The sequence below is a fragment of the Synechococcus sp. ATX 2A4 genome, assembly GCF_024346375.1.
In the GTDB taxonomy this organism is placed as follows: Bacteria; Cyanobacteriota; Cyanobacteriia; order PCC-6307; family Cyanobiaceae; genus MW101C3.
The window spans coordinates 21,674-43,918 of record NZ_JAGQCV010000017.1; the positions used below are offsets into that span (position 1 = coordinate 21,674).

21 protein-coding genes and 1 riboswitch are annotated in these 22,245 nt (G+C 64.7%); of the genes, 8 read left to right on the forward strand and 13 right to left on the reverse strand.

What is annotated here, in order from left to right; genetic code table 11:
* Positions 1-135: 135 nt before the first annotated feature.
* Complete coding sequence (locus KBY97_RS13570; protein WP_255147714.1) at positions 136-1,722, forward strand: iron uptake porin; 1,587 nt, start codon at positions 136-138, stop codon at positions 1,720-1,722.
* A gap of 134 nt (positions 1,723-1,856) precedes the next feature.
* Here KBY97_RS13570 and KBY97_RS13575 read toward each other — a convergent pair whose 3' ends face one another.
* From KBY97_RS13575 to KBY97_RS13610, 8 genes are all read right to left on the reverse strand, one after another.
* Positions 1,857-2,285, reverse strand: coding sequence for a hypothetical protein (locus KBY97_RS13575; RefSeq protein WP_255147716.1), 429 nt, complete (start codon positions 2,283-2,285; stop codon positions 1,857-1,859).
* 114 nt (positions 2,286-2,399) lie between these two features.
* Positions 2,400-5,840, reverse strand: coding sequence for a DEAD/DEAH box helicase family protein (locus tag KBY97_RS13580; protein WP_255147717.1), 3,441 nt, complete (start codon positions 5,838-5,840; stop codon positions 2,400-2,402).
* Between the two features lie 3 nt (positions 5,841-5,843).
* Positions 5,844-6,110 carry a Txe/YoeB family addiction module toxin gene (locus tag KBY97_RS13585; RefSeq protein ID WP_255147720.1) on the reverse strand — a complete coding sequence of 89 codons (267 nt, stop codon included), beginning with the start codon at positions 6,108-6,110 and terminating at the stop codon, positions 5,844-5,846.
* Entirely contained in the window at positions 6,107-6,382 is a 276-nt protein-coding gene (locus KBY97_RS13590) for a type II toxin-antitoxin system Phd/YefM family antitoxin (RefSeq protein ID WP_255147722.1), read from the reverse strand. Before KBY97_RS13590 ends, KBY97_RS13585 begins: the two co-directional genes overlap by 4 nt.
* 60 nt (positions 6,383-6,442) lie before the next feature.
* Positions 6,443-8,581 (reverse strand): DUF262 and DUF1524 domain-containing protein, encoded by a 2,139-nt coding sequence (locus KBY97_RS13595; RefSeq protein ID WP_255147723.1) that lies wholly within the window; start codon positions 8,579-8,581, stop codon positions 6,443-6,445.
* Positions 8,578-8,895 carry a hypothetical protein gene (locus KBY97_RS13600; protein ID WP_255147724.1) on the reverse strand — a complete coding sequence of 106 codons (318 nt, stop codon included), beginning with the start codon at positions 8,893-8,895 and terminating at the stop codon, positions 8,578-8,580. Before KBY97_RS13600 ends, KBY97_RS13595 begins: the two co-directional genes overlap by 4 nt.
* Before the next feature lie 215 nt (positions 8,896-9,110).
* A complete protein-coding gene (locus KBY97_RS13605) occupies positions 9,111-9,752 on the reverse strand; it encodes a restriction endonuclease subunit S (protein ID WP_255147726.1) in 642 nt (213 codons plus the stop codon).
* Positions 9,749-9,964 (reverse strand): hypothetical protein, encoded by a 216-nt coding sequence (locus tag KBY97_RS13610; protein WP_255147729.1) that lies wholly within the window; start codon positions 9,962-9,964, stop codon positions 9,749-9,751. The genes KBY97_RS13605 and KBY97_RS13610 overlap by 4 nt, the downstream gene beginning before the upstream one ends.
* Between KBY97_RS13610 and KBY97_RS13615 the strand changes: the two genes are divergently transcribed.
* Positions 9,963-10,226, forward strand: a complete 264-nt coding sequence (locus KBY97_RS13615) for an antitoxin MazE family protein (protein ID WP_255147731.1) — start codon at positions 9,963-9,965, stop codon at positions 10,224-10,226. The genes KBY97_RS13610 and KBY97_RS13615 overlap by 2 nt on opposite strands.
* Complete coding sequence (locus KBY97_RS13620; protein ID WP_255147734.1) at positions 10,223-10,552, forward strand: type II toxin-antitoxin system PemK/MazF family toxin; 330 nt, start codon at positions 10,223-10,225, stop codon at positions 10,550-10,552. Before KBY97_RS13615 ends, KBY97_RS13620 begins: the two co-directional genes overlap by 4 nt.
* 77 nt (positions 10,553-10,629) lie before the next feature.
* On the opposite strand, the gene KBY97_RS13625 is transcribed toward KBY97_RS13620, so the two are convergent.
* From KBY97_RS13625 to KBY97_RS13640, 4 genes are all read right to left on the reverse strand, one after another.
* The gene (locus KBY97_RS13625) at positions 10,630-12,075 is read right to left on the reverse strand and encodes an ATP-binding protein (protein WP_255147737.1); all 1,446 of its coding nucleotides are present in this window, start codon (positions 12,073-12,075) and stop codon (positions 10,630-10,632) included.
* Positions 12,072-13,949 carry a class I SAM-dependent DNA methyltransferase gene (locus KBY97_RS13630; RefSeq protein WP_255147739.1) on the reverse strand — a complete coding sequence of 626 codons (1,878 nt, stop codon included), beginning with the start codon at positions 13,947-13,949 and terminating at the stop codon, positions 12,072-12,074. The genes KBY97_RS13625 and KBY97_RS13630 overlap by 4 nt, the downstream gene beginning before the upstream one ends.
* A gap of 104 nt (positions 13,950-14,053) precedes the next feature.
* Positions 14,054-14,362, reverse strand: a complete 309-nt coding sequence (locus KBY97_RS13635; RefSeq protein WP_255147741.1) for a chaperone modulator CbpM — start codon at positions 14,360-14,362, stop codon at positions 14,054-14,056.
* On the reverse strand, positions 14,355-15,350 hold the full coding sequence (locus tag KBY97_RS13640) for a DnaJ C-terminal domain-containing protein (protein WP_255147742.1): 996 nt from the start codon (positions 15,348-15,350) through the stop codon (positions 14,355-14,357). Before KBY97_RS13640 ends, KBY97_RS13635 begins: the two co-directional genes overlap by 8 nt.
* Positions 15,351-15,547: 197 nt before the next feature.
* Here KBY97_RS13640 and KBY97_RS13645 point away from each other — a divergent pair, with 197 nt between their 5' ends.
* The 5 genes from KBY97_RS13645 (at position 15,548) to KBY97_RS13665 (ending at position 20,990) form a co-directional block, all read left to right on the forward strand.
* Entirely contained in the window at positions 15,548-16,759 is a 1,212-nt protein-coding gene (locus KBY97_RS13645; protein ID WP_255147744.1) for a GTP-binding protein, read from the forward strand.
* A gap of 106 nt (positions 16,760-16,865) precedes the next feature.
* Positions 16,866-17,049: riboswitch (cobalamin riboswitch) on the forward strand.
* A gap of 26 nt (positions 17,050-17,075) precedes the next feature.
* Complete coding sequence (locus tag KBY97_RS13650; RefSeq protein ID WP_255147746.1) at positions 17,076-17,705, forward strand: HupE/UreJ family protein; 630 nt, start codon at positions 17,076-17,078, stop codon at positions 17,703-17,705.
* A 77-nt stretch (positions 17,706-17,782) separates the two neighbouring features.
* A complete protein-coding gene (locus KBY97_RS13655; protein ID WP_255147748.1) occupies positions 17,783-17,926 on the forward strand; it encodes a hypothetical protein in 144 nt (47 codons plus the stop codon).
* Positions 17,927-18,369: 443 nt separating this feature from the next.
* A complete protein-coding gene (locus KBY97_RS13660; protein ID WP_399217870.1) occupies positions 18,370-19,410 on the forward strand; it encodes an extracellular solute-binding protein in 1,041 nt (346 codons plus the stop codon).
* 62 nt (positions 19,411-19,472) lie between these two features.
* The gene (locus KBY97_RS13665; protein WP_255147750.1) at positions 19,473-20,990 is read left to right on the forward strand and encodes an iron ABC transporter permease; all 1,518 of its coding nucleotides are present in this window, start codon (positions 19,473-19,475) and stop codon (positions 20,988-20,990) included.
* 38 nt (positions 20,991-21,028) lie between these two features.
* Here the strand turns inward: KBY97_RS13665 and KBY97_RS13670 are convergent, their stop codons facing one another.
* Positions 21,029-22,153, reverse strand: a complete 1,125-nt coding sequence (locus tag KBY97_RS13670) for an esterase-like activity of phytase family protein (RefSeq protein WP_255147752.1) — start codon at positions 22,151-22,153, stop codon at positions 21,029-21,031.
* Positions 22,154-22,245 lie beyond the last annotated feature (92 nt).

The window sequence follows — 22,245 nt, forward strand, 5'->3', positions numbered from 1 at the left end:
GGTGGTCTGGGTCACGCGCTCAGCGCCGGCTTCCACCTGGCTGGACTGGCCGGCAGGGCAACCGGCCGGGATCGTTGATGCGTTGCCTGATAACGATTATCCTTCTCATGACTTCCACCTTGCGCCCCATCCTCGATGGCCCAGCCCCTGCTTCGCCTGATCGCTCCTGCCGCCCTCGGCCTGCTGGCGCCGCTGGCCCCCGTGGGCGCCAGCGCTGCGGAGCTCAACCTTGAGGGCATCCACCGCTATGCCTCTGGCCACGTCACCGATGGCCTCAGCGCCGACCAGGTCACCAGCATCAACCAGTTTTCTGATGTACAGCCCACCGAGTGGGCCTACCAGGCGCTCTCGAACCTGATCGAGCGTTATGGCTGCGTGGCCGGCTACCCCGATGGCACGTTCCGCGGCAAGCAGGCCCTCAGCCGCTGGGAAGCCGCTGCTTTGCTGAACGCCTGCCTCGATCGCATCACCGAGGTGACCGACGAGCTGCGCCGCCTGCTCAAGGAATTCGAAACCGAACTGGCCGTGCTCAAGGGCCGGGTGGATGGCCTCGAAGCCAAAGTGGGTGAGCTGGAAGCCAATCAGTTCTCCACCACCACCAAGCTCAGCGGCCAGGCCACTTTTGTGGTGGGCGCCAATGCCTTCGGCGGCAGTGCCACCAGTTTGAGGGATGCGGCACGCCAGGAGGTGGGGGCCACCATCTTCACCTACGACCTTCAGCTCAGCTTCGACACCAGCTTCACCGGCAAGGATCTGCTGCGCACGATCCTGCGGGCCGGCAACTTCGGCAGCAGCGCCTTTGGTGGTGCCGGACCCACCGGCAGCCTTTCCACCCTGGAAGTGGCGTTCCAGGAGGACGCGGGTGCGGATGTGGTGGGCATCGACAAGCTCTTCTATCAATTCCCCATCGGCAACGGCGTCACGGCCACCGTTGGTGGTCGCGTCGGCCAGGAGGACATGCTCGCCCTCTGGCCGAGCGTGTACCCCAGCGACACGATCCTGAACGTGCTCACCCTCAACGGTGCGCCGGCGGCTTACAACAAGAACCTCGGCCCTGGCGCCGGCCTCTGGTGGCAAAACGGCGGCTTCAGTGTGAGCGCCAGCTATGTGGCCGCCAATGGCAACACCGGCAACCCGAGCGAGGGTGGCATCGGCACCAACGCCAGCGCCGGCACCGGCACCGTGCAGATCGGTTATGCCCAGGAGCAGTGGGCCGTGGCCGCGATCTACTCCTACATCCAGTCAGGGGTGGGGGTCTCCGGCACCACGCCGCTCGCCGCCCTGGCCTTCGAAAACGCCGCCGCCCGCACCAATGCCGTGGGCCTCAGCGGCTACTGGCAACCCTCCAGTTCCAGCTGGGTGCCCTCGATCAGCGCCGGCTGGGGCCTCAACACCACCTCCTACGACGGCCAGGAGGTGGACGGGGATGTGCGAACGAGTCAGTCGTGGATGGTGGGGCTGGAGTGGAGCGATGTGTTCGTGAAGGGGAATGCCCTCGGCATGGCGGTGGGCCAGCCGATCTTCGCCACGGCCCTCGAAGGCAGCGACTCCCCCAACGACGGGAATTACGTGTGGGAGTGGTGGTACAAGTTCCAGGTGAGCGACAACATCTCCGTGACCCCCGCCCTCTTCTATCTGAGCCGGCCCCTGGGCCAGGCCACCCCCTCCGGCGACACCTTCAACCAGCTGGGCGGCCTGGTGAAGACCACCTTCCGCTTCTGAGTGGGGTGGTCTTCATCAGTGGGTTCCGTGGAGTTCTGGGCCTCTGATCTGAATCGCTGCGTGCACTGCTGGGCCAGGAGCCTGATGGTGCCGCGCCTTTTCTGATCGCTCAGTTGTCGCGCAGGATGGAACGCTCATTCCTTGAACGTGTTTCCACTGCAAGGTCCCAAGCGCATGCCGTCGTGTGGTTGTTGCGCCATCAACAGCCGTTGCCACGCGCTGCTGGTGTCTGGGCGACGCCAGGCTGACACCAGAATTCGGCGCCGCCTGGCGTGGAAGGTGACCAGATAGCGAAGCAAGCAGCGCCACGTTTCCCCCTCAAGCTGGCACCCACCTGCCTCCACAAAAAGGCAGCAATCCTGCGCCAGCCGCTTGCCACCTTCCTGGAGGATGAGGACTTCGGTGTGTTCACGGGCCTGCCGATGGTGCTCCTGATCGTTCACGCCGCACACCTGCACCAGCCAGTGGAGGACGCTCTTCGGCAAGCCGGAGCGCGGCAGGAGGAAGTGGCTCTGCTCTGCTGCATCCACGTCGAACAGCGTCAGCAGGGTGGCAGTGGGCACAAAGGCTGAGCTTGGGGGCCTTCGCTATTGCCACCAATTGTCAGTATTTGTATCAGCGAAATGCTGAGCTTGGCTGGTTCGGCAGGGGGCAACGCAAGCCGCCAGTGGCCCCACTCAGGCCGCCTGCGGCACCTCGGCACGCTGCCGGATCACGCTGAGAAGATCGCAGATGCGGATCACATCCGCTTCGCTGAAGAGGCCTTCCGGCCCCATCGGCGCCAGGTCGATGTAGGGCGGGGCGTAGAGGCGGGCCTGATCCATCACGCCCCGGCTGGTGAGTTCGTTGATGATCTCGTTGATGAACTGGATCTGCGCAGCGGTGTGCGTGCCTTCAATCAGAAAATCGGCGAACAGTTCCTTGGCGGCATTGCGATCGAGCCCCACCAGCGAGCGAATGAAGAGGCCGAAGCCGTTCGATTCCTCACGGGCGCGCGCGATGACGCGCTCATTGCCGATGCCCTGGCTGACCAGAAACCGCTCCAGCTCCAGTAGATCCGTGGCGGTGAGGGGCTGGTTACGGCGCAGCCGTTGCATGGTGAGGTGATCCTCATGCACCCGCAGAAACTCGCGAGCGCGCAGGCGGAACTGGCGAAATTCATCCTGGCTGATCAGGCATGCGGTATCAAATTCCTCAAGCTCACCCAGGTCATCCGTGAACGTGGTGTACACGGGGCCGCGTGCTTGACGCTCGATCAAGCCGATCAGGCTGCGCAAGCGGCGGCGCACGTTTTCGAGCATGGGCAGGGTCACGTCCTGCCACCAGTCGGCCTGAAGCAGATCCTGAATCAGCTCCATTTCCGCGGCCACCATCGGGATGGTGTGGCGCTCCTCCAGCAGGCCTGCGATCTCCTGGAGTTGGGCTTGCAGGCGGGGAAAATCAGCTGCGTTGCGCAGCTTTGACAACTGCAGTTTGTAGAGCAGCAGATCGAACCGGCGGGCATCGGGATCGATGTCACCGTCGAGCGCTGCCTGAGCAGATGGCAGAGGGGCCAGGGTGGTCGCCAGTGCCGCGTGTGCATCGGCATCGAGATCCGCCCAGGCCGCTGGCTGGCGAAACCGTTCCACCAGCTCCAGGTGAGGCCGCACCAGGAAGTTATCGCTGGGGCAGGCGGCCACATGGCAGCGCAGGCTTTCCGCCAGGTCCTTGCGGTGCTGGTGCAGAGCCTGATCGGCGGGGAGCGGAACTGCGGTGCCGTTGCTGGTGGGCAGGGCGCAGGCATCAAGGCCTGCCACTAACGCGAGCCGAGCTCGAAACAGGCGGGCGCTGAGCGAAGCGGGTGGGGTGGCACGGTCGCGGCCGCTACGGCCGAGGAAGAATTCAAGGTTCTGGCAGCAATCGAAGATCCAGAAGCACTCCTTGTGCTGCCCTGGCCCGAACAGATCCGGGCAGAGGCGTGTGCCTCGTCCCACCATCTGCCAGAACTTGGTGCGCGAACGCACCGGCTTGAAGAACACCAGGTTGACGATCTCGGGGATGTCAATGCCGGTGTCCAGCATGTCCACCGAGATGGCAATGGCCAGATCGCTGGCGGGATTGGCGAATTCGTCGATCAGGCTCTGGGCGTAGGGGGCGCGGTTGTCGATCACCCGCGCGGCCTTGCCGGCGAGGTGGGGGTAGTGGTGATCGAAGCGGTCCTGAATGAACACGGCGTGGTCGTGATTACGGGCAAAGATGATCGTCTTACCGATGGAATCACCGCTGGATCCACCCATGCCCTGGGTCATCAGCACCTGCAGGCCCTTGTCCACCGCGTCGGCATTGAACAGCCAGCTGTTCACCGCACCGGAATCCACACGCCCGTTACCGAGCACCCCTTCCTCCCATTCGAGCAGATCCCATTGGGCTTGCTCTGCGGCACTGAGCTCGGTGTAGGTGATGCCATCGCGCGGGAACTTGAGCGGCACCGAGATGGGCCGAAAGGGAACGAGATAGCCGTCGTCGACGGCCTGATCGAGGCCGTATTCATCGGTGGGCAGGCCCACTTCAAGATCGAAGAGGTCGTAGGTGTTGCGATCGATCTCATCGCGTGGTGTGGCGGTGAGCCCGCAGAGCAGGGAATCGAAGTAGGCAAAGATGGCACCGTATTTCTGGTACACGCTGCGGTGGGCTTCGTCCACCACCACCAGATCGAAGTACCCCACCCCGAAACGCTTTTCGCCCTGGCTGTTTTCCTCATCGATGAGGTTCATCATCGTGGGGTAAGTGGAGAGGAACACACGCCCTTCGCCGCCACGGTTGGAGACCAGATTCACCGGTGCACAATCCGGCTGAAAACGACGGAAGGCGCGTTCGGCCTGCAGCACCAGGGCATTGCGATCGGCCAGAAACAGCACCCGTTTCACCCAGTTGCAGCGGATCAGCAGATCGGCCAGGGCGATCACGGTGCGGGTTTTGCCGGTGCCGGTGGCCATCACCAGCAGCACCTTGCGCCGCCCGCGTTCCAGCGATTCGTTGATCGCGCGAATGGCCCGTTGCTGGTAGTAGCGCTCCACCACCTGGGGATTCACCGCCGCCGCTGCCAGGCTCTGACGCTGACTGCGGCGACGGATCAGGGTTTCGAGTTCGCTTTTGCGGTAGAAGCCCTGCACCTCTCGGGGTGGGTAGCGGCTGTCGTCCCAGAGGCGATGGCGAAAGCCATTGGAGAGAAAGATCAGCGGCCGCTGGCCGTATTGACGTTCCAGGCAGTCGGCATAGAGCCTCGCTTGCTGTTGGCCCAGCATCGGATCCTTGCTGCTGCGTTTGGCTTCCACCAGGGCCAGGGGTTTGCCGTCATCGCCCCAGAGCACAACATCCACGAAGCCGTCGCCGGTTGCGTTCGGCATGCCGGTGACAGGCACCTCATCGGAGCGGCCTTCACCAAGCCGCCAGCCCACTTCTTCGAGGTAGTGGTCGATGTAGAGGCGGCGCGTGGCGAACTCGGTGAGATCCGCTTCGGGTTGAGCAGCGGCCTGGTTCGCCTTGCGCAGGGCCGTGATCTCCAGCCGCAGCAGTTCCACGGCTTCCTGCGACGCGGCGCTTTCCTCGCGGGCGGCCCGCAACTGCTGGTCGCGTTCGGCCAGCTGATGGGCGAGACGTTCCAGCTGTTCGCGGCTCTGGCGCTGCTGCTGTGCTGCCGGCTCGGCGGCGGGCAGCAGGGCCTTGTCGAAACGGTGGCCGCGCGCATCAGCGGGGTTGCGGCCATAGGTGAGGGCCAGCCAGCGCAGCACCTTAAACAGCTCGGTGGCAGCCAGCACCGCACTGCCGCTGCGGATGGCCTCGCTGCGGTGCACGGCATCGTTGCCCAGGTTCTTGAGCAACTTGAAGCGGCTCAGCAGCTGGGGGCCCACAAGTTCGCCGAAGTCGACGGTGTGGATCAGCTGGGAGAGGGACGGCTCCCCCCAAGGCCGCTGCAGCTGGCTGTCATTGGCGTACACCCACTCCACCAGCAGCTCCACGGTGCGGCGGGCGTAAAAGCAGGCGGTGCGGGGATCCGCGAGGGCATAGCGCTCCACCCGGGCCGCTTCTTCATGCAGCTCCGGCCATTGCTCGGCGATCAGGGCGTACTGGGAACGCATGGGCTAATAGTGATACCGACCCTGGAGGAATTCCACCCGGTCAGCTTTGACGAGATAGACACAGCGGTGCTCCTGGGTGATCCGACGCGACCAGATGCCCGCGCCCAGGTATTTGAGGGGTTCCGGCTTGCCGATGCCGCTGAAGGGATCGCGCAGCACAGCTTTCATCAACTCCAGCAGGCGGCGGGCCGTGCGGCGGTCGGTTTCGATCCAATGCTGCAGGTCCTCCAGAAACTCCGGATGGCACACCGCCTCCCGCTGGGGGCTCATGCCTCCAGCTGTGCCTCGAGATCCGCGAGGCGCAGCGGCGGAAGGTTGTCGCTGTTGGCGCGCTCCAGGGCCTTGAGCAGGCGGGCGGCATTGCGGGGGGAGCGCAGCAGATGGGCGGTTTCGAGAAGCCCCTCAAGCTCCTCGGCCGCCACCATGGCCACATCACCGCCCTGACGGCGCCGGACCAGCACCACCTCGCGATCGTCTACCACCTTGTCCATCAGGGCCTTGAGCTGGTCGCGGGCAGCGGTGTAGGTGGTCTCGATGGCCACAGAAGTCGTACAGGTTATCTGTGCATGTTAGTGGCGATGGCCTCCACGGCAGCCTTTCGGTCATGGCGATCCGGTGGCGTCATCCAGCTGCCGCTCCAGCGACTGGCGAATCAGGCCGATGGCATAGGGCACCTCGGCATGGCTGGCCACGATGATCTGCACGTCGCCGTTGCCCCAGGTGCCGATGTTGGCCACATCCAGGGCCACGTTCATCGGATCATCGAGCTCTGCGAAGGGCATGTTCAAGACAAGCTTGAGCTGTTTGGCCTGGGGAATGATGTCCACCACGTTGGTCTCGCACTTGTAGGCGATGTAGTACTTGAGTACCTCCTGGTAGATGTTTGGATCCAGAGCCCGGATCCCCAGATCAAGGGCATTGAACAGGGCGCGGACCTGGGGATTGGCCAGGTGGGGGTAGTCGGCCAGCGAGTAAGACACAGGAGATGCGGTCCGTGCGGTCTGGTACTCGGCCAGCTGCGCCTCCGAGAGCTCCGGCGCCGCCCACACGGCCAGCGCCCGCTCGGCCAGATGTGCCCCCCGCGCCTGAATCTCTTCCACACCCCAGGACTCAAGTTGGCCCAGTCCCTGGTTCAGCTTCAAGGGGCTGCCAGCAAAACCGCCTTCGTGGTTCCGCTTCTCAAGAAAGGGGCGATCGCTCAGCTCAGCGTTGTAGCCGGTGAGGGTGAGGTTGCCGAGGCGATGCAGCCATTCCTCCTGGAGGGCCTTCCAGTTCTCGCCCAGGGCCTGGCGCCAGGGAACGGACAGTTCAGGGTTCTGGGGAAGGATGTGCTCGATCGTGTAGTTGGCCACCGCGATCGGCTCCTTGCGCTGGTGGTTCTCCAGCCGCCTGAGCCAGTAGCTGCAGCTCTTGTTGAACTTATAGAGGTTGCGCTCCTGGATCTCGCGGCGGAATTCCGCGTCGCTGGGAAACCGGCGGTAGGAGGGAAGACTGAGCAGGTGGGCCTTGAAGCTGGGCAGGTAGTGGCCGTTCTCCTTGCGCAGGGAACGGCTGAAGGTGGCGAAGGTCTTCTGCTGGGAGTTGGAGGGAATCGCGCAGACGGCCCGCCGGAACACATACGACTCCAAGAGCTGCAGGGCTTCAAGGAACTCGCCATGGCTGAGCAAGCTGGCTTCATGGTCGGCGTAGAGCTCCAGCAGGAGGGGGTTCACCACGCTGACCTTGAGCTCCCGCAGGTTGAAAAACGCCTGGTGACGGTCGGGGTCAGGCTCCTTGCCGAGCACGACGCGGCAGTACCGCTTCGCTACGGCGTGCACGTCCTTCAGCAGCGATTCGGTGCCGGCCTGCTCGATCTCCGGCCGGCGGGCGTAGGCCTTGAAGGTGTCGTACACCTGATTGAGCAGGGGCACTTCCCCGGTTTGCAGGGTGAGGAAATCGCGCATGAAGGCGCTGAATTCGTTGCCGCTGTAGGCCTCCTGGCCAAAGAGCAGCTCCATCGGCCGCCAGTGCAGGGTGTAAAGCTGCTCCTGCAGATCGGGAGGCTGGCCCATCAGCACGAAGTTGCGGATCAGATCGGCCTGGGAGAGCTCCCGGCCGGTGGAGTTCATGCTCTCGAAGATCAGCTGGGGATTGTCCTGATCGCGGGCGAGGGCCACATCCACAACCAGCAACTTGCTGATGCCACGGCACAGCATGGCTAGATCGGTGCTGGGCAGGCGCAGCTGCTCCAGGAAGAATTGGTGATTGGCCTGGATGCGGATCGAGGGTTCGGGCGGCGGCGCAGCGGCAGTGGGATCCACCAACGCCATCAGGGTGACGCGGTCGGCATCGGAGAGAAGCAGCTTGAAGCGCTTGTCGCCTTTCTGCAGCCGATTGATCAGGTAGTACTCGCGGATCATCGCCGGCGCGAAGCCTTCGATCGGCTCCTGCTGGTCTTCCGGCAGAGCTTCCAGCACCTCGGCCAGGGCGGTGAGCAGCAAGGTGATGGTGGTGAGCCGCTGCTGGCCATCGATCACCAGCTTGGGGGCCTGCACGGCCAGGTTGCCGAGGCCCTCATCGATGTGCACCACCGAGCCGATGAAGTGCACGCCAATGGCGTCCGTGGAACCCGTGCGGAGGAGATCAGCCCAGAGCTGCTGGCATTCCTTCTCCGTCCAGGAATAGGTGCGCTGGTAGATCGGGATGATGAACTGGGAGACATTCCGCAGAATCTCGAGAAGCTTAGCCTCTGTTGCCTTCATGCTGCGGCACCACTGTTGAAAGCGAGATTTCCAAGCGAGGACATAAGATCCACAAAGTTGCTTTCTGAGGGATTTAAAGAGTGTCGAAGCTTTCGGATCCTCATTAGCCTCTTTTCGAAATCGCCTTGGAGGTCAGGATGCGGAAGTGTGATGGATAGTTGCTTCAAATGAGAAGGGCCAAAGTTCTTCTGGGCTGAGCCAGTTACAAGCTTTGTGATCTGGACGCGAAATTCACGACTTTGCAGCCATCCTTGAAGGAACAGCAGGCTCGCTTCTTCCATCTTTGACTTAAACCTTATGGTGCTGGTGTTCATGCAAAGAGGCAAATCCGAGCTTGTTGCAAATGCTGAGCGCGTCCGAAGCAGGCCATCGCCTTCAATGGGTATGCCCGAGGATGGCATCAAGAGATCTCCCTCCTCTACCAAGAAATGGCTATATCTCCCAAAAGCTTCATCCTCAGAAACATGGCGTTCGGATCTACGGAGATCAATCCTGCCATCAATCGTGATGTTTCCCACATTTAGAAGCTTCACGCCTGAGCTTGTGAATTGCCAGTTGCGACTCCAGGCCCTTCCTGAAACCAGAAGACATCGTTCAATGAGTATGCCCGTCCGACTAAATCCCCGTTGCCCCCTTGGTGAAGATCGGAAAAAAGCGACGCCTCGACGGCAAGCAAAGATCTTTCACGCTTGGAAAGCAAGACTTTGATTGCTTCCCCTTTATCCAGAATCGCCGCGATGCGCCGCTGCTCCTCCAGTGAAGGGAGGGGGATATCAAGGCCTAACAGCATCTCGCGAGTGATTACTCCTTGAGCGAGCCCCTGAGATCCATGACGGAGGAGGAGTGTCTTTGTGCATAAGAAGTGATAAAGGTAGTTAGTGTCTAGTCTTTGTAGTAAAGGCCTAACGGCTGCAACAGACCGACCAATGGCGCAATCAATCCCCAGATTTACTTTGCCAGCGGTGGCTCCAACGACGCAGACCAGCACATCGCCATCTTGGGCTTTCTTGAGTGGGTTTGTTGTCCACTCTCGAATCACAGGACGAGCCATTGAGAACTCTCCGGCCTTGACGAAGGGTTCCCCCCTGCCTTCTTTATTGCAATCTTTCCCTGGAGGGGCTTGTCCCATTACGACGCTTGCTATCTCGCCCAGTTGAAGTACTGGATTCATCGCAGCATCCCCTCCAGCACCTCGATCCCCTGCAGGATTGCCCGCTCGATGGCTCGTAGTTCCGCCGGGATCTCCAGCGGCGGATGGTGCTCTACCTCTTCGTGCACCAGCTCCTTGGTGCGGTTGAGGCTGAGTTCGTAGCCCTGGGCGGGGCCTGAGCGGCCCTGACAGGGCGAGTTACCATTACATGTAACCACAGCCGAAGCCGCCATGGAAGCGGAAGTCACCCCGGGTGCCGATCCCCAGGCCGCCCGCCGCGCCGCCAACCGCCGCAAGGTGCGGGAGCACCGCGAGCGTCTGCGGGCCCAGGGGATGCGGCCGATCCAGATCTGGGTGCCGGATGTGCATTCACCGGAGTTCGCCGCCGAGGCGCGGCGGCAGAGTCTGTTGGCCAATGCCAGCCCTGAGGAGGCCGAAATCCAGGCCTTCATTGATTCGGTGTACGAATGGCCTGATGACGAATACACCCAATGAAGCGGGGTGAGATCTGGACCATGGCCGGGGGATCCGGCTACGCCGGCAAGCCCCGCCCTGTGCTGATCGTTCAGGACGACGCCTTCGCTGAACGCGAGTCGGTGACGGTGTGTCTCATCACGACCGACCCCGCTGATCTGCCCGTGTTTCGCATCCCAGTGGAGCCCACAGAGGAGAACGCCCTCCGAGCCGCCAGCCACTTGATGGTGGACAAGGTCACGACCGTGCAGCGCAGCCGCCTCGGTCACCGCATCGGACAGCTGGCCGATGACGACCTGCTGCGCCTCAACCGTTCGTTGCTGGTGTTTCTGGGCCTGGCCCGCTGAGCCGTGGTGGCAACACCTCATCGCAGCATCCTCTCCAGCTCCGCGGGAGCCCCAAGGCACTGGGTTGTTGGTCTCTCTCATGATCCTCCTCTGCCAGGCGGCGTTGATCTCAGCTGATATTTCTGTAGTCGGCTGTTCGGTTTCTCCGGAAGGGTGAACGCAATCGTTTCATCGGCCAGCAGCTGCCGAATGGTGCGATTGAGGCTGGCCGAGATGGAGCGATGACCCAGGGCATTCGCGATTTCCGCCTTGCCCAGGGGTCCGTTCTGGAGAACCTGCAGAACTCCACGAGCCAGGTCTGACTCTGGCCGCGACTCTGGCTCTGACTCTGGCCGCGACTCTGGCTCTGACTCTGCCCCCACCGGGAAGGTCACCACAAAGCAGCCGCCCTTGAGGCTGTAGTTCGGTTCCGGGCAGCCTGCCCGCTGGCATTCCTCCACGATCACCTGGGTGCCACGCCCCCAGCGCTCGATCAGGCCCCGGCGGTAAAACACATCGGCAATCAGCAGGTTGCGCGGGCGGGAGGCGTGTTCGCCCTTCAGGGCCTCAGGTTCCAGGCCGAAGGGCAGGCCGCCTTCGTTCCACAGCTCCAGCCGGTTGTCGAAGATCGCCAGGCTGATCGCCGCGCCCTGCTGGCTGTAGTCGCGATGGCAGAGAGCATTCACCAGCGCCTCCCGCAGGGCCGGCAACGGGATCGCCAGCTGCTCCTCCCGCTCCAGCCGATCGCGGGGAATCCGCGCTGAGGTGCTCAGGTGGCGCTGGCAGAACAGAATCGCCTCCTCCAGCAGCAGAAAGGCATGGCCGTTGAGCTGGCGCTGGTCGAGGAACTCCCGCTTGTCGGTGCCACGAAATCGGGCCAGCCGTAGCTGGCACTGGGGCAGCACCGCCTTGCCAGCCCCGAACAGCACCTGGGCCGCCAGGGTGAGCTCCCCATCGCGCAGCAGCTGCAGCCGCTCCAGGGCTCCGGCCTGATCGGCCAGTGCCGCTTCCGGGAGCCGGCCCGCCTGCACGCCCACACGCAGCGTTCGCAGGATCTCCTCCTGATCCAGATCTGCCGCCGTGATGCCCGCGGCCTTCTGGGTTTCCCAGCGCTGGATCGGGTGGCCCCGCTCCAGCAGCAGGCCCTCCAGCACCGGCTGGGGCATGCGGCCCGTGCTGCTGGTGATGCGCTGATAGGCCCTCCCGTCATGGAAGAACGGCCGCAGCCCCTGGCCTGGCGGCACCCGTACGGCGATCACCCGATGCTCGGGGTGAGGCGGGAGGGCCACCTCCTCGATCGTGGCCTGGGCGGCAGGTTCGATCCTCCGCAGCGCTTCTGCCAGCTCACGCCGGCTGGCATCGCTGCACTGTTGGCCCACGATGCGGCCGTCATCCTTCACGCCGAAAAGCACCGTGCCGCCCTGGCCGTTGAGAAAGGCACAGAGGGTGTCGCAACCGCTGCGCAGCTGGCCGGTGGAGCGCTTGAACTCCAGTTGCTCCGATTCGCCGCCTGCGATCAGGCGTTCGAGTTCGGCCAGGGTCATCGCAGCATCCCCTCCAGCTCCTCAATCCCCTGCAGGATCTCCTGCTCGATCGCCCGCAGTTCCGCCAGAATCTCCAGCGGCGGATGGTGCTCCACCTCTTCGTGCACCAGCTCCTTGTAGCGGTTGATGCTGAGGTCGTAGCCCTGCGCGGCGATCTCCGCTTTGGGCACGCAGAAGCTCTGCGCGGTGCGTTCGCGCTGACGCTCTGAATCCTTGCGTTGGCGCCAGCGGTTCAGACAGTCGGGCAGATTGTTTTTCCCGTGCTCGCCTTCGGCCAGGGGGTCTTTCGGAGCGGGCCCGAGTTTCTCCAGCGTCAGCAGTGGATTGCGCTTGTCGTCGAGGCTCCAGCCGTCGGCGGTCATGTCGTAGAACCACACCTGATCGGTGCCGCCCCGGCCGGTTTTGGTGAACAGCAGGATCGCCGTGCTCACGCCCGCATAGGGGCGGAACACCCCACTCGGCAACGACACCACACCCTCCAGAAAGTGGTCGTCCACCAGGGTGCGGCGCAGTTCTTTGTGGGCCTTGCTGGAGCCAAACAACACCCCATCGGGCACGATCACTGCCGCCCGGCCACCCGGCTTGAGCAGCTGCAGAAACAGCGCCATGAACAGCAGCTCGGTTTTCTTGGTCTTCACCACCCGCTGCAATCGGGCGCTGGTGCTTTCGATGTCCAATGACCCAGCAAAGGGCGGATTGGCCAGGATCAACGAGTAGCGGTTTTCTTCGTCGGCGGTGTCTTCCGAGAGGGAATCGCGGTAACGCACATCGGGGTTCTCCACCCCGTGCAGCAGCATGTTCATCGCACCGATGCGCAGCATCGTGTTGTCGAAATCAAAGCCATGGAACAGGCCATGGTTGAAGTGCTCCCGCAGCTGCGAATCACTGAAGAGATCCGGGTTGTGCTCCCTGAGGTATTCGCCCACCGCCACCGGGAAGCCGCAGGTGCCGCAGGCCGGATCGGCCATCACATCGGTGGGCACCGGCTCGGTCATCGCCACCATCAGCTCGATGATGTGCCGCGGCGTGCGGAACTGGCCGTTGGTGCCGGCGGTGGCCAACTTGCCGAGCATGTATTCGTAGATGTCGCCCTTGGTGTCGCGGTCGGCCATCGGCACCGCGTCGAGCAGATCCACCACCTTGGCCAGCAGCGCCGGGGTGGGAATCGTGAAGCGTGCATCCTTCATGTGGCCGGCATAGGCCGAGCCATCACCGCCCAGTTCGCGCAGGAACGGGAACAGGCTTTCGCCCACCAGCGCAAACATCTCAGCGGCGGCCAGATGCTTGAAGCGGCTCCAGCGCAGCTGCTCGTAGGGGCGCTTGTGGACATCAGCGCCCTCTGGGAACAGACGCCGCGTCATCGGTTGGCCGGTGCGCTGGGACTTGCGCTCCTCCAGGGTTTCGAGCTCATCGAGCCGCCGGAAGAACAGCAGGTAGGTGAGCTGCTCCAGCACCTCCAGCGGGTTGGCGATGCCGCCGCTCCAGAAGGCATTCCAGATGGCATCGATCTGGTTGCGCAGCTCACCGGTGAGCACCGAGGCGGCGGTGGTGCCGGGGGCGATCGAGGGCTGGGCGCCGGTGGCCACTGCACCATTGCCATTGCCGTTGCGGCGGCTGCGGCCGTTGCTTGATGCCGGAGCAGCTTTGGGCGGTGGTTCCACCCCGGCCAGGCGCAGTCCACCGCCGGGCCCCTTCACCTTCACCGCAGCCCCCATGGCCACCAGATGATCCTTGGCGGCATCGAACTCCTCGGCGGTGAAGGGTTCATCAGCTTCCTGAAGCAGCGCCGCCTTGAGCTCGTCATTGCTCAGCCTGCGTCCGTCTTCCGGCAGCAGCGGCACCATCGCATCGACAAGATCGGCTCGAACGGGCATCGGGGCGAAAGCTCAACGCGGCAATGGCTCAGGCCAGTGTGGGCCTGCTGGGCCGTTGGTGGCAGGGTTTTCGTGCGAACAACGTCCACCCCTCACGTCCCCCCTCACCGCGGCAACTGGCACTCCAGCTCCCGCAGCCGCGCTTCCAGGGCCTCGATGCGTTCGAGGTAAGTGAGGGCCAGGGCCATGCCGGGCACGTTGAGGCCGAAGTCGTCGCGCAGGCGGGCGGCGCGGCGGGCCAGCATGAGCGTGCGGGCGTGGAAGCACCAGGAGCTGCCACTGCCGGTGAGCTGGAACACGCCGAACTGGATCAGTTCGCTCACCTCTTCATGGGCCAGGCCAGAGGCCGCCAGCAAGTCCTCGAGCGCCAGCGGGCTGTCGTCGGCGGCGGGAATCAGCGGATCGTCAGCCATGGATGGCGGCTCCTTCGAACGATGGACGGGGGTTGAAGGCGGAGGCTTCGGCCAGCTCGCGGTAGAGCTCCCGTTCGCGATCACCGATCTGCTCCGGCATCACGATCTGGATCACACCGTAAAGATCGCCGGCGCCCTCCTTGCGCCGCGGCAGGCCCTTTCCCGCCAGCCGCAGCTTCTGGCCGTTGCGCATGCCCGGCCGCACGGTCACCCGCGCCGTGCCAGTGAGCGTAGGCAGATCGATCTCGGCGCCGAGGGCCGCCTCCCAGGGGGCGATCGGCAGCTCCAGGTAAAGGTCGTGGCCCACGGGGCGAAAGCGGGGGTGGGGCTTGAGCCGGATCTCCAGGAACAGATCACCCGCCGGGCCGCCGCCGTGGCCGGGGCCGCCACGGCCGGGCACCCGCAGGCGCTCGCCATCGGCAACACCGCGTGGTACCCGGATCGTGCCGGAGCGGGGCTCCCGCGCCATGCCGCCATCGGCGCGGCGGCTGGGAACGCTGAGGGTGAACGCCACCTCGCTTCCCTTGGCTGCCTGCTCCAGCGTCAGCTCGGCGGTCACCTCCAGGTCCTGGCCGCGTACCTGGAAGCCGCCCGCCTGTGGGCCGAAGCCGCCGCCGCTAAAACCACCCGCGCCACCAGAGCCACCGAAACCCATCTGCTCGAAAAGATCGGCCAGATCCACCTCCTGGCCTGCCGGCTGGCCTGCTTGCCGGTTGCCCTCTCGCCAGAAGCGGCTCTCCCAGTCCGGCGGTGGGCTGAACTCCTCGCCGCTGCGGTGGCGGCCCAGGTCGTCGTAGGCCTGGCGCTTCTCAGGATCAGACAGGGTCTGGTAGGCCTCGCTGATCTCCTTGAAGCGCTCCTCGGCACCGGGCTCCTTGGCCACGTCCGGGTGGGTGCGGCGGGCCAGCCGCCGGTAGGCCTTCTTGATCGCGTCGCCGTCGGCGTCGCGCTCCAGCTCCAGGGCGGCGTAGTAGTCCTTGAACTTCATCGTCGCCGGGCCTCCGAACAGAGCTGCGCCTGGAGAGTGGCCGCCCGCACAGGCGACCCGCAGGGGGCTCCCCCTCACCCTGCCACGGCTGCCCGTGATGGCAACGCACCGGCTGCTTGCTGGGCGGCAGCGCCAGCCGCTTCGCAGCGCTCAGGCGTCAAACTGGGCGCATCAGCTCCGCCCCGGCCGCCATCGCCATGACCAGCACCGCCACCGATCTCCGCGCCGACGGCCCTGCGACGGTGCCCATCCCCGCCGCGCCGGAGGCAGGCATCACCAGCCTGCCGGTGACGATCCTCACCGGCTTTCTCGGCGCCGGCAAAACCACCCTGCTCAACCACATCCTCAGCAATCAGGACGGCATCAAGACCGCCGTCCTGGTCAATGAGTTCGGTGAGATCGGCATTGACAACGATCTGATCATCGCCACCGGCGACGACATGGTGGAGCTCAGCAACGGCTGCATCTGCTGCTCGATCAACGGCGAGCTGCTGGAGGCGGTGGAGCGCATCCTCGATCGCCCCGATCCGGTCGACTACCTGGTGGTGGAAACCACCGGCCTGGCCGATCCGCTGCCGGTGGCGATGACCTTCCTCGGCAGCGAGCTGCGCGACACCACCCGGCTCGATTCGATCATCACCTTGATCGATGCGGAGAACTTCGACGACTCCACCATGGCGAGCGAAGTGGGGCGCGCCCAGGTGATCTATGGCGACATCCTGCTGCTCAATAAAACCGATCTGGTGGCGGAAGAGCGGCTGGTGGAGGTGGAGTCACGCCTGCGCGACCTGAAGAAAGATGCCCGCATCCTGCGCTCGGTGAGCGGGCAGGTGCCGCTGCCGCTGCTGCTGAGCGTGGGGTTGTTCGAATCCGACAGGGTGGTGGCGAAGCAGGCCGGTGAGGCCAAGGCGCACAGCCACGATCACGGGCATGCCCACAGCAACGGCGCCGCCGAAGACACCGCTGCCGATCACACCGCCTGCGACCACGGCCAGTGCGTGCACGACCACGCCGCTGAACACGATCACGGCCACGATCACAACCATGGCCACGATCATCACGCTCACGGCGATGCCGTCCATGCCGCCGACCACCTGGCGATCGAAGGCTTCACCTCGCTCTCCTTCGCCGCCGAAGGGCCCTTTTCACTGCGCAAGTTCCAGAACTTCCTCGACAACCAGATGCCGGCCGGGGTGTTCCGGGCCAAGGGGATCCTCTGGTTCAGCGAAAGCGAGCGGCGCCATGTGTTCCACCTCGCCGGCAAGCGCTTCTCGATCGACGACACCGACTGGAAAGGGCCCCGCAAGAATCAGCTGGTGCTGATCGGCAAGGAGCTCGATCACGACAAACTGCGCCGTCAGCTGCGCGCCTGCGTGGCCAGCGGCGCCACAGGCAAGGGCTTTTCCTGATCAGGCCCGCGCTGGAGCCCGCCAAAGGCCACGAACCGGCCTTCACTGGATCGAAAGGCCCTGCATCCAAAAGTTGCCGTTGAACCCTCAGGCGGCTGGGCTGCCTTCATACTGGCCCAGCAGTGGTTTGCCGGTGTGCACCCCGGTGAGGCAACGAGGAAAGTCCGGTGCCAGCATCACGCCTCGTTCGAATGCGTGGTTGTCAGTCCGGCGCTGTCCCGCAGCTGTGATGGGCCCTGTCAGATGGCAGTCCCTCAGCCAGAACGCTCGCCCCTGCTCTTCCCCCTTCAATCCCCGGCGCGGACCGGAGTTCACCATGCCCTTTCCATTGCTCAAATCATCCTCAGGCCGTGATCTGGCCCTGGCCGGCTGCGCCGGTCTTGGTCTCAGCCTGCTGGGCGCGCTGCCCGCCACCGCCCACCAGCTGGCCGGCGCCGGCCTGGCCAGCGGCTTCAACCATCCCCTCACCGGCCTGGACCACCTCTTCCTGCTGGTGGGTGTAGGTGCGGCGGCGTCGTTCGTGAGCGCCCAGTTGCTGCTGTTCGCCCTGGGCGGTGCGGTGATCGGTGCCCTCTTCGGCGTCAGCGGTGGCGGCCTGCCCGTGGCCGAGCTGCTGGCGGCATTGGCGGTTTCTGGCCTGGGTCTGCTGATCCTGATGAGCCGTCGTTCTGGCCATCCCCCCTCCATCCCCGCGGCCGGCACGCTGGTGGCCACGGCGGTGGCGATCCACGCGATGCTGCACGGCCATGAGGCCAGCGGTGCCAGCAGCTGGTGGGCAGGAGCCCTGCTGGCCTCGGGCCTCACCGTGGGCGTCACCTTCCTCCTGCTGCGCCGGCTTGGCACCGCCTGGACGGTGCGACTCGCTGTGCTCCTCACCGTGGTTGGAGCCTTGCTGGCGCTGGGTCCGATCGGGCTGCTGGCCGGTATCGGTGTCGGCGCTGCCTGAGCAGCGGCCCAATCGCAGTCATCGACACAGTTCGCCCTCCGGATCTGGCTAACGTTGTGGGATACCGGTTGGGTGTCATGGTCGAACTACTGCTCTTCACCGGCGTCGTGGCGCTGTTCGGCCTGGCCTTCTGGCTCACCACCGACTCCGACGACGACAATTCCGGCGGCGGCCTGATGCAGCCCGCCCTGGTTCCCATCCGGGTCAGACCCAGCCGCTGACCGCCGCCCGGCCCATTCGCTGACACCATCCGCGCCGCACGGAACAGCAGTGCTCCTGTTGTTCCATTCACGTGATCAGTGATGAACTGATCGTTCGCTCAACACTTGAGTGTCCGCTCAGCGCTTGATCGCTGGTTAGTTTTTTTTATGGCCTCAAGGCTCAGGCAATCCAGCCAGCCAACTGAACAACAGCCTGGCAAACCACCGATCAACATGTTCTGATCAACGCCGCCAATCGCTCAGGTTTCGATCAGCAAATTCCATCAATTCGGCCTGATCTGTTCTGGTTGCTGGCTTTTTGAACCAGCCACAGGACTGGCTGATCAGAGAATGTTCTGGTCACATTTGCTACATCAAGGCGCAGCCTTTCGTCGCGTCCTGTTCACCCTCGATTCCTACGCTCCACATGTTGCATTCGCGCCATAGGGCGCTCAATTTCCTGGATGAAACGGATCACTTCCACCACCTTGAGGGTGGCCTCTGCCGGCCTGATGGTTGTTTCGATCAGCACCGCAGTCGGAGCCGGGCTGGCTCAGCAGGCACCCGTTGAGATCGGTGTCTACTCTGGCCGCCACTACAACACGGACAAAGAGCTGTACCGCCAGTTCACCGCCCGCACGGGCATCAGGGTGAAGGTGCTGGAGTCCAAGGACGATGCCGTCATTGAGCGGCTCAAATCCGAAGGCCGCAACAGCCCGGCCGATGTGCTCGTGCTGGTGGATGCCGCCCGCCTTGACATCGCCACCGACCAGGGCCTGTTCCAGCCCAGCCGCTCCGCCGCGCTGGAGCGCGATGTGCCCGCCAACCTGCGCGATTCCAAGGGTCGCTGGTTCGGCCTCACCCGCCGCGTGCGCGCTGTGGTGGTCAACCCGAAACTGGTGAATCCCGCCACGATTCGCACCTACGCCGATCTGGCCAACCCGGCCTTGAAAGGCAAGCTCTGCCTGCGGGAGCGCAAGAGCCCCTACAACCAGTCACTGGTGGCCAGCCAGATGATCCTGCGTGGCGATGCCACCACCCGCGCCTGGGTGCGCGGCATGGTGGCCAACGTCAAACAGCCGTTCTTCACCTCCGACACCCCCCTGGCCCGTGCCGTTGCCCGGGGTGAATGCGGGGTTGGCGTGGTCAACTCCTACTACGTGGCCCGCATGCTTTCAGGCGCTGGCGGCGCAGAAGACAAGCGTCTGGCCGAGCAGGTGAAGATCGTCTACGTGAATCCCTCCCACGTCAACATCAGCGGTGCCGGCGTCACGCGCTATGCCAAGAATCCCCAGGCAGCGATCAAGTTGATCGAATTCCTCGCTTCCCCCACCGGCGGCCGCGGCTATGCCGAAGCCAACAACGAATACCCGCTCAGGGGTGTGGGCAACAACCCCTACCTCAAGGGCTTCGGTACGTTCAGGGCGGATGGCGTCTCGGTTGAGCAGATCGGCTCTCGTACCAAGGCTGCCACCAAGATGATGGAAACCAACGGCTGGAAGTAGGACACCGAATGGCGGCACTGGCAACAGCCGAACGCGCTCCAGCTTTCAAGGGGCCGCCGCCGATGCGGCGTGCGTCCTTGACAGGAGCGGTCGTGGTGGTCTCAGCCCTGGCCTTGCTGCCGGTGCTGATGCTGGTGGGCTATGCCCTACTGGCCCCCGGCTCCAGCACCCTCCAGCTGGGGGCTGAGGGCCTTGAGCAAGTGGTCAACACTGTGGTGCTCGTTGTCGGTGTCGGCCTGATCGGCGCCGTCGTGGGAACGGCAAACGGTTGGCTCACGGCCTGTTGCCATTTCCCCGGGCGGCGTTGGTTGCGTCTAGCGCAGGTGCTGCCTCTGGCGGCACCTGCTTTTGTGCTGGCCGCCGTGCTCGTTGACCTCGGCAGCCGCTGGGGCTACCGCTTTCACGGCATCGGCTGGGCCGTGCTGCTGCTCAGCCTCACCACGTACACCTACGTGTTTCTGCTCTCCACCGAGAGCTTCTCGATGAGCGGCCACCGCCAGCTGGAGGCCTGCCGCAGCCTGGGCGTCGGCCCCTGGGGCAGTTTTCGGCGGGTGGCCCTGCCACTGGCCCTGCCCTCGATCGGGGCTGGTGTCGCCCTCAGCGGCATGGAGGTGGTCAATGAACTGGGCGCGGTCGAAATGCTCGGCGTGCCCACCCTGTCGCGCGGGATTCTGCAGCGCTGGCAGGGAGAAGGGGATCTGCAGGGAGCCGTGGGTCTGGCCTTGATTGCCCTGGTGATGGTGAGCCTGCTGGTGGGGGCCGAGCGCTGGTTACGCCATCGCAGCCGCCGCTGGAACATGGGCCATGAGGGCACCAGCTCGCTGCAATGGCAGCTGAGTGGCTGGCGTTGCTACACGGCCCAGCTGCTCACCGTGGTGCCCCCGGTGGTCAGTCTGGCGATTCCACTCACCTGGCTGGTGATGAGCCTCGATCACCTGCAGAGCGATTCGCTCGAAGAACTGGTGGCGCTCACGTTGCGCAGCCTCGGGCTGGCGCTGGCCGCGGCGGTGGTCACCGTGGTGGCGGCGGTGCTGCTGGCCATCGCTCGCCGCTGGCTTCCCCAGCCCTTCCTGCGCCAGCTCACCTTCGTGGCCGGCATGGGCTATGCGATCCCCGGCACGGTGTTGGCCCTGGCCTTGATGCTGATCGGCGGTCCGCTCGGGCTCAGCCCCCTGCTGCTGTTGCTCTGGGGCTACAGCGATCGTTTTCTGGCGGTGTCCAAAGGCGGCCTGGATGCGGCTCTCGAGCGGATCCCACCCAGCGTGGATGAGGCCGCCACCGGCCTGGGCTGCAGTTGGTCTCAGGTGCTGAAACGCGTGCACCTGCCACTTCTGAAGGGTCCAATCCTGGTGGGGGCCTTGCTGGTGTTTGTCGACACAGTCAAGGAGCTGCCGCTCACCTTCTCCTTGCGGCCCTTTGATTTCGACACCCTGGCGGTGCGGGTGTATCAATACGCCGGCGACGAGCGGGTGTCGACCGCACTCATCCCGGCGCTGCTGATCGTGGCGTTAGGGCTGGTGGCGGCGGTGGCATTGATGCCCAGCCTTGAGCGGCTTGGCTCCGGCGCCGACCAGAGCTAAGCCACAACATCCAGCACGGCCGGCATTGCGAGCGCTCGTCACTGACGCGGCAAGCACAATGGAGCGATCCGGGCGAGTCGGTTGGCTTGAAGGGGATTGAAGTTGTCGTCGCTTGCCAGCAGCAGGGTGGGACGGCCATCAGCAAGAGACGGGCCCACGGCGAGCGCCTCCCAATTGTCGGGGCTAAGTCCGGCCGCCAGTAGATCCCACTGCCGCACTGGCGTGAGCGGTGGTGCAGTGTCGTCAGCGGGCGGCGGCGGCGGCAGGGAGAACGCCAGCAGCCTCGCCCACCACTGATTCGGCGCGGCGTAGCCCCGCTCCAGTCCAAACAGGAGGCCAGAGCGCGGCGGTGCCAGCAGATCGGTGAGCCCCCAGTTGGGCCCCTCCAGCGTCACCGCCAACCGGCCCGCCGGGGTGAAACCGGCTGCGGGGGCCGATGGGGCGCGGCCGGGCAGGCTGTGGGCCACTGGGCCGAAGCGCAGGAGTCGCAGCGATCCCTCCGCGTCCTGCAGTAACGGACGCTCGGCCGCCAGAAGCAGCGAAGGGGGGGAAGCAGGGCGGCCCCCTGCTGCTGCCGGGCCTGGCAGCAAGGTCAAGGATTCCGGCCCTTGGTTGGAGCCCAGGCCCCGCTGCGGCGCCGCCTGCCAGGCCTCCGGCAAATCCAACGCCTGCTGCAGGCGCCCAGTGAAGCGGTCAAAGCGCAGCAAGCGGGGCGGCTGCTCCGCCGTGCGGCGCCCTTCGCTCACAATCCAAAGCGCCTCACCCTTGATCACCAGCCCTTCGCCGTCAAGGGGGTGGACAAACGGCTGGCCATCGGCATCGGTGAGCAGCAGGCGGCGCCCCAGCACCGGTGGCTTGTCGGTGCTCACGCCCAGCCGCGCCACGCCATGCACCGGCACCAGAAAGGAAGCTTCGGCGTCACTCAACAGCCAGAGGGTGCGGCCGTCAGGGTCCATGGCGGCGGCCGAAAAACCGCCGAGCGGTTGGCCGTCGCTGCCGTCCCGGGGCAATTCCACCTCTTGAAGCAGCTCCCAGCTGAGCGGGCCCTCGCAGGGAAGCACCCAGGCCGCCTCATGCGGGAACTGCAGCGGCAGTGGCGTCAGCACTGGCAGTGGCGTCAGCAGCTGCGCTAGGAGTTTGTTGCTCGTAGAGAATCGGTCCACCGATTGCAGCGAGTTCGGGCTTGTTGACGCTGACGGCTCCGGGCTGTGGCTTTCTGCACCGAGCTTCATGGAAGTGGAGGTGATGCAGGAGC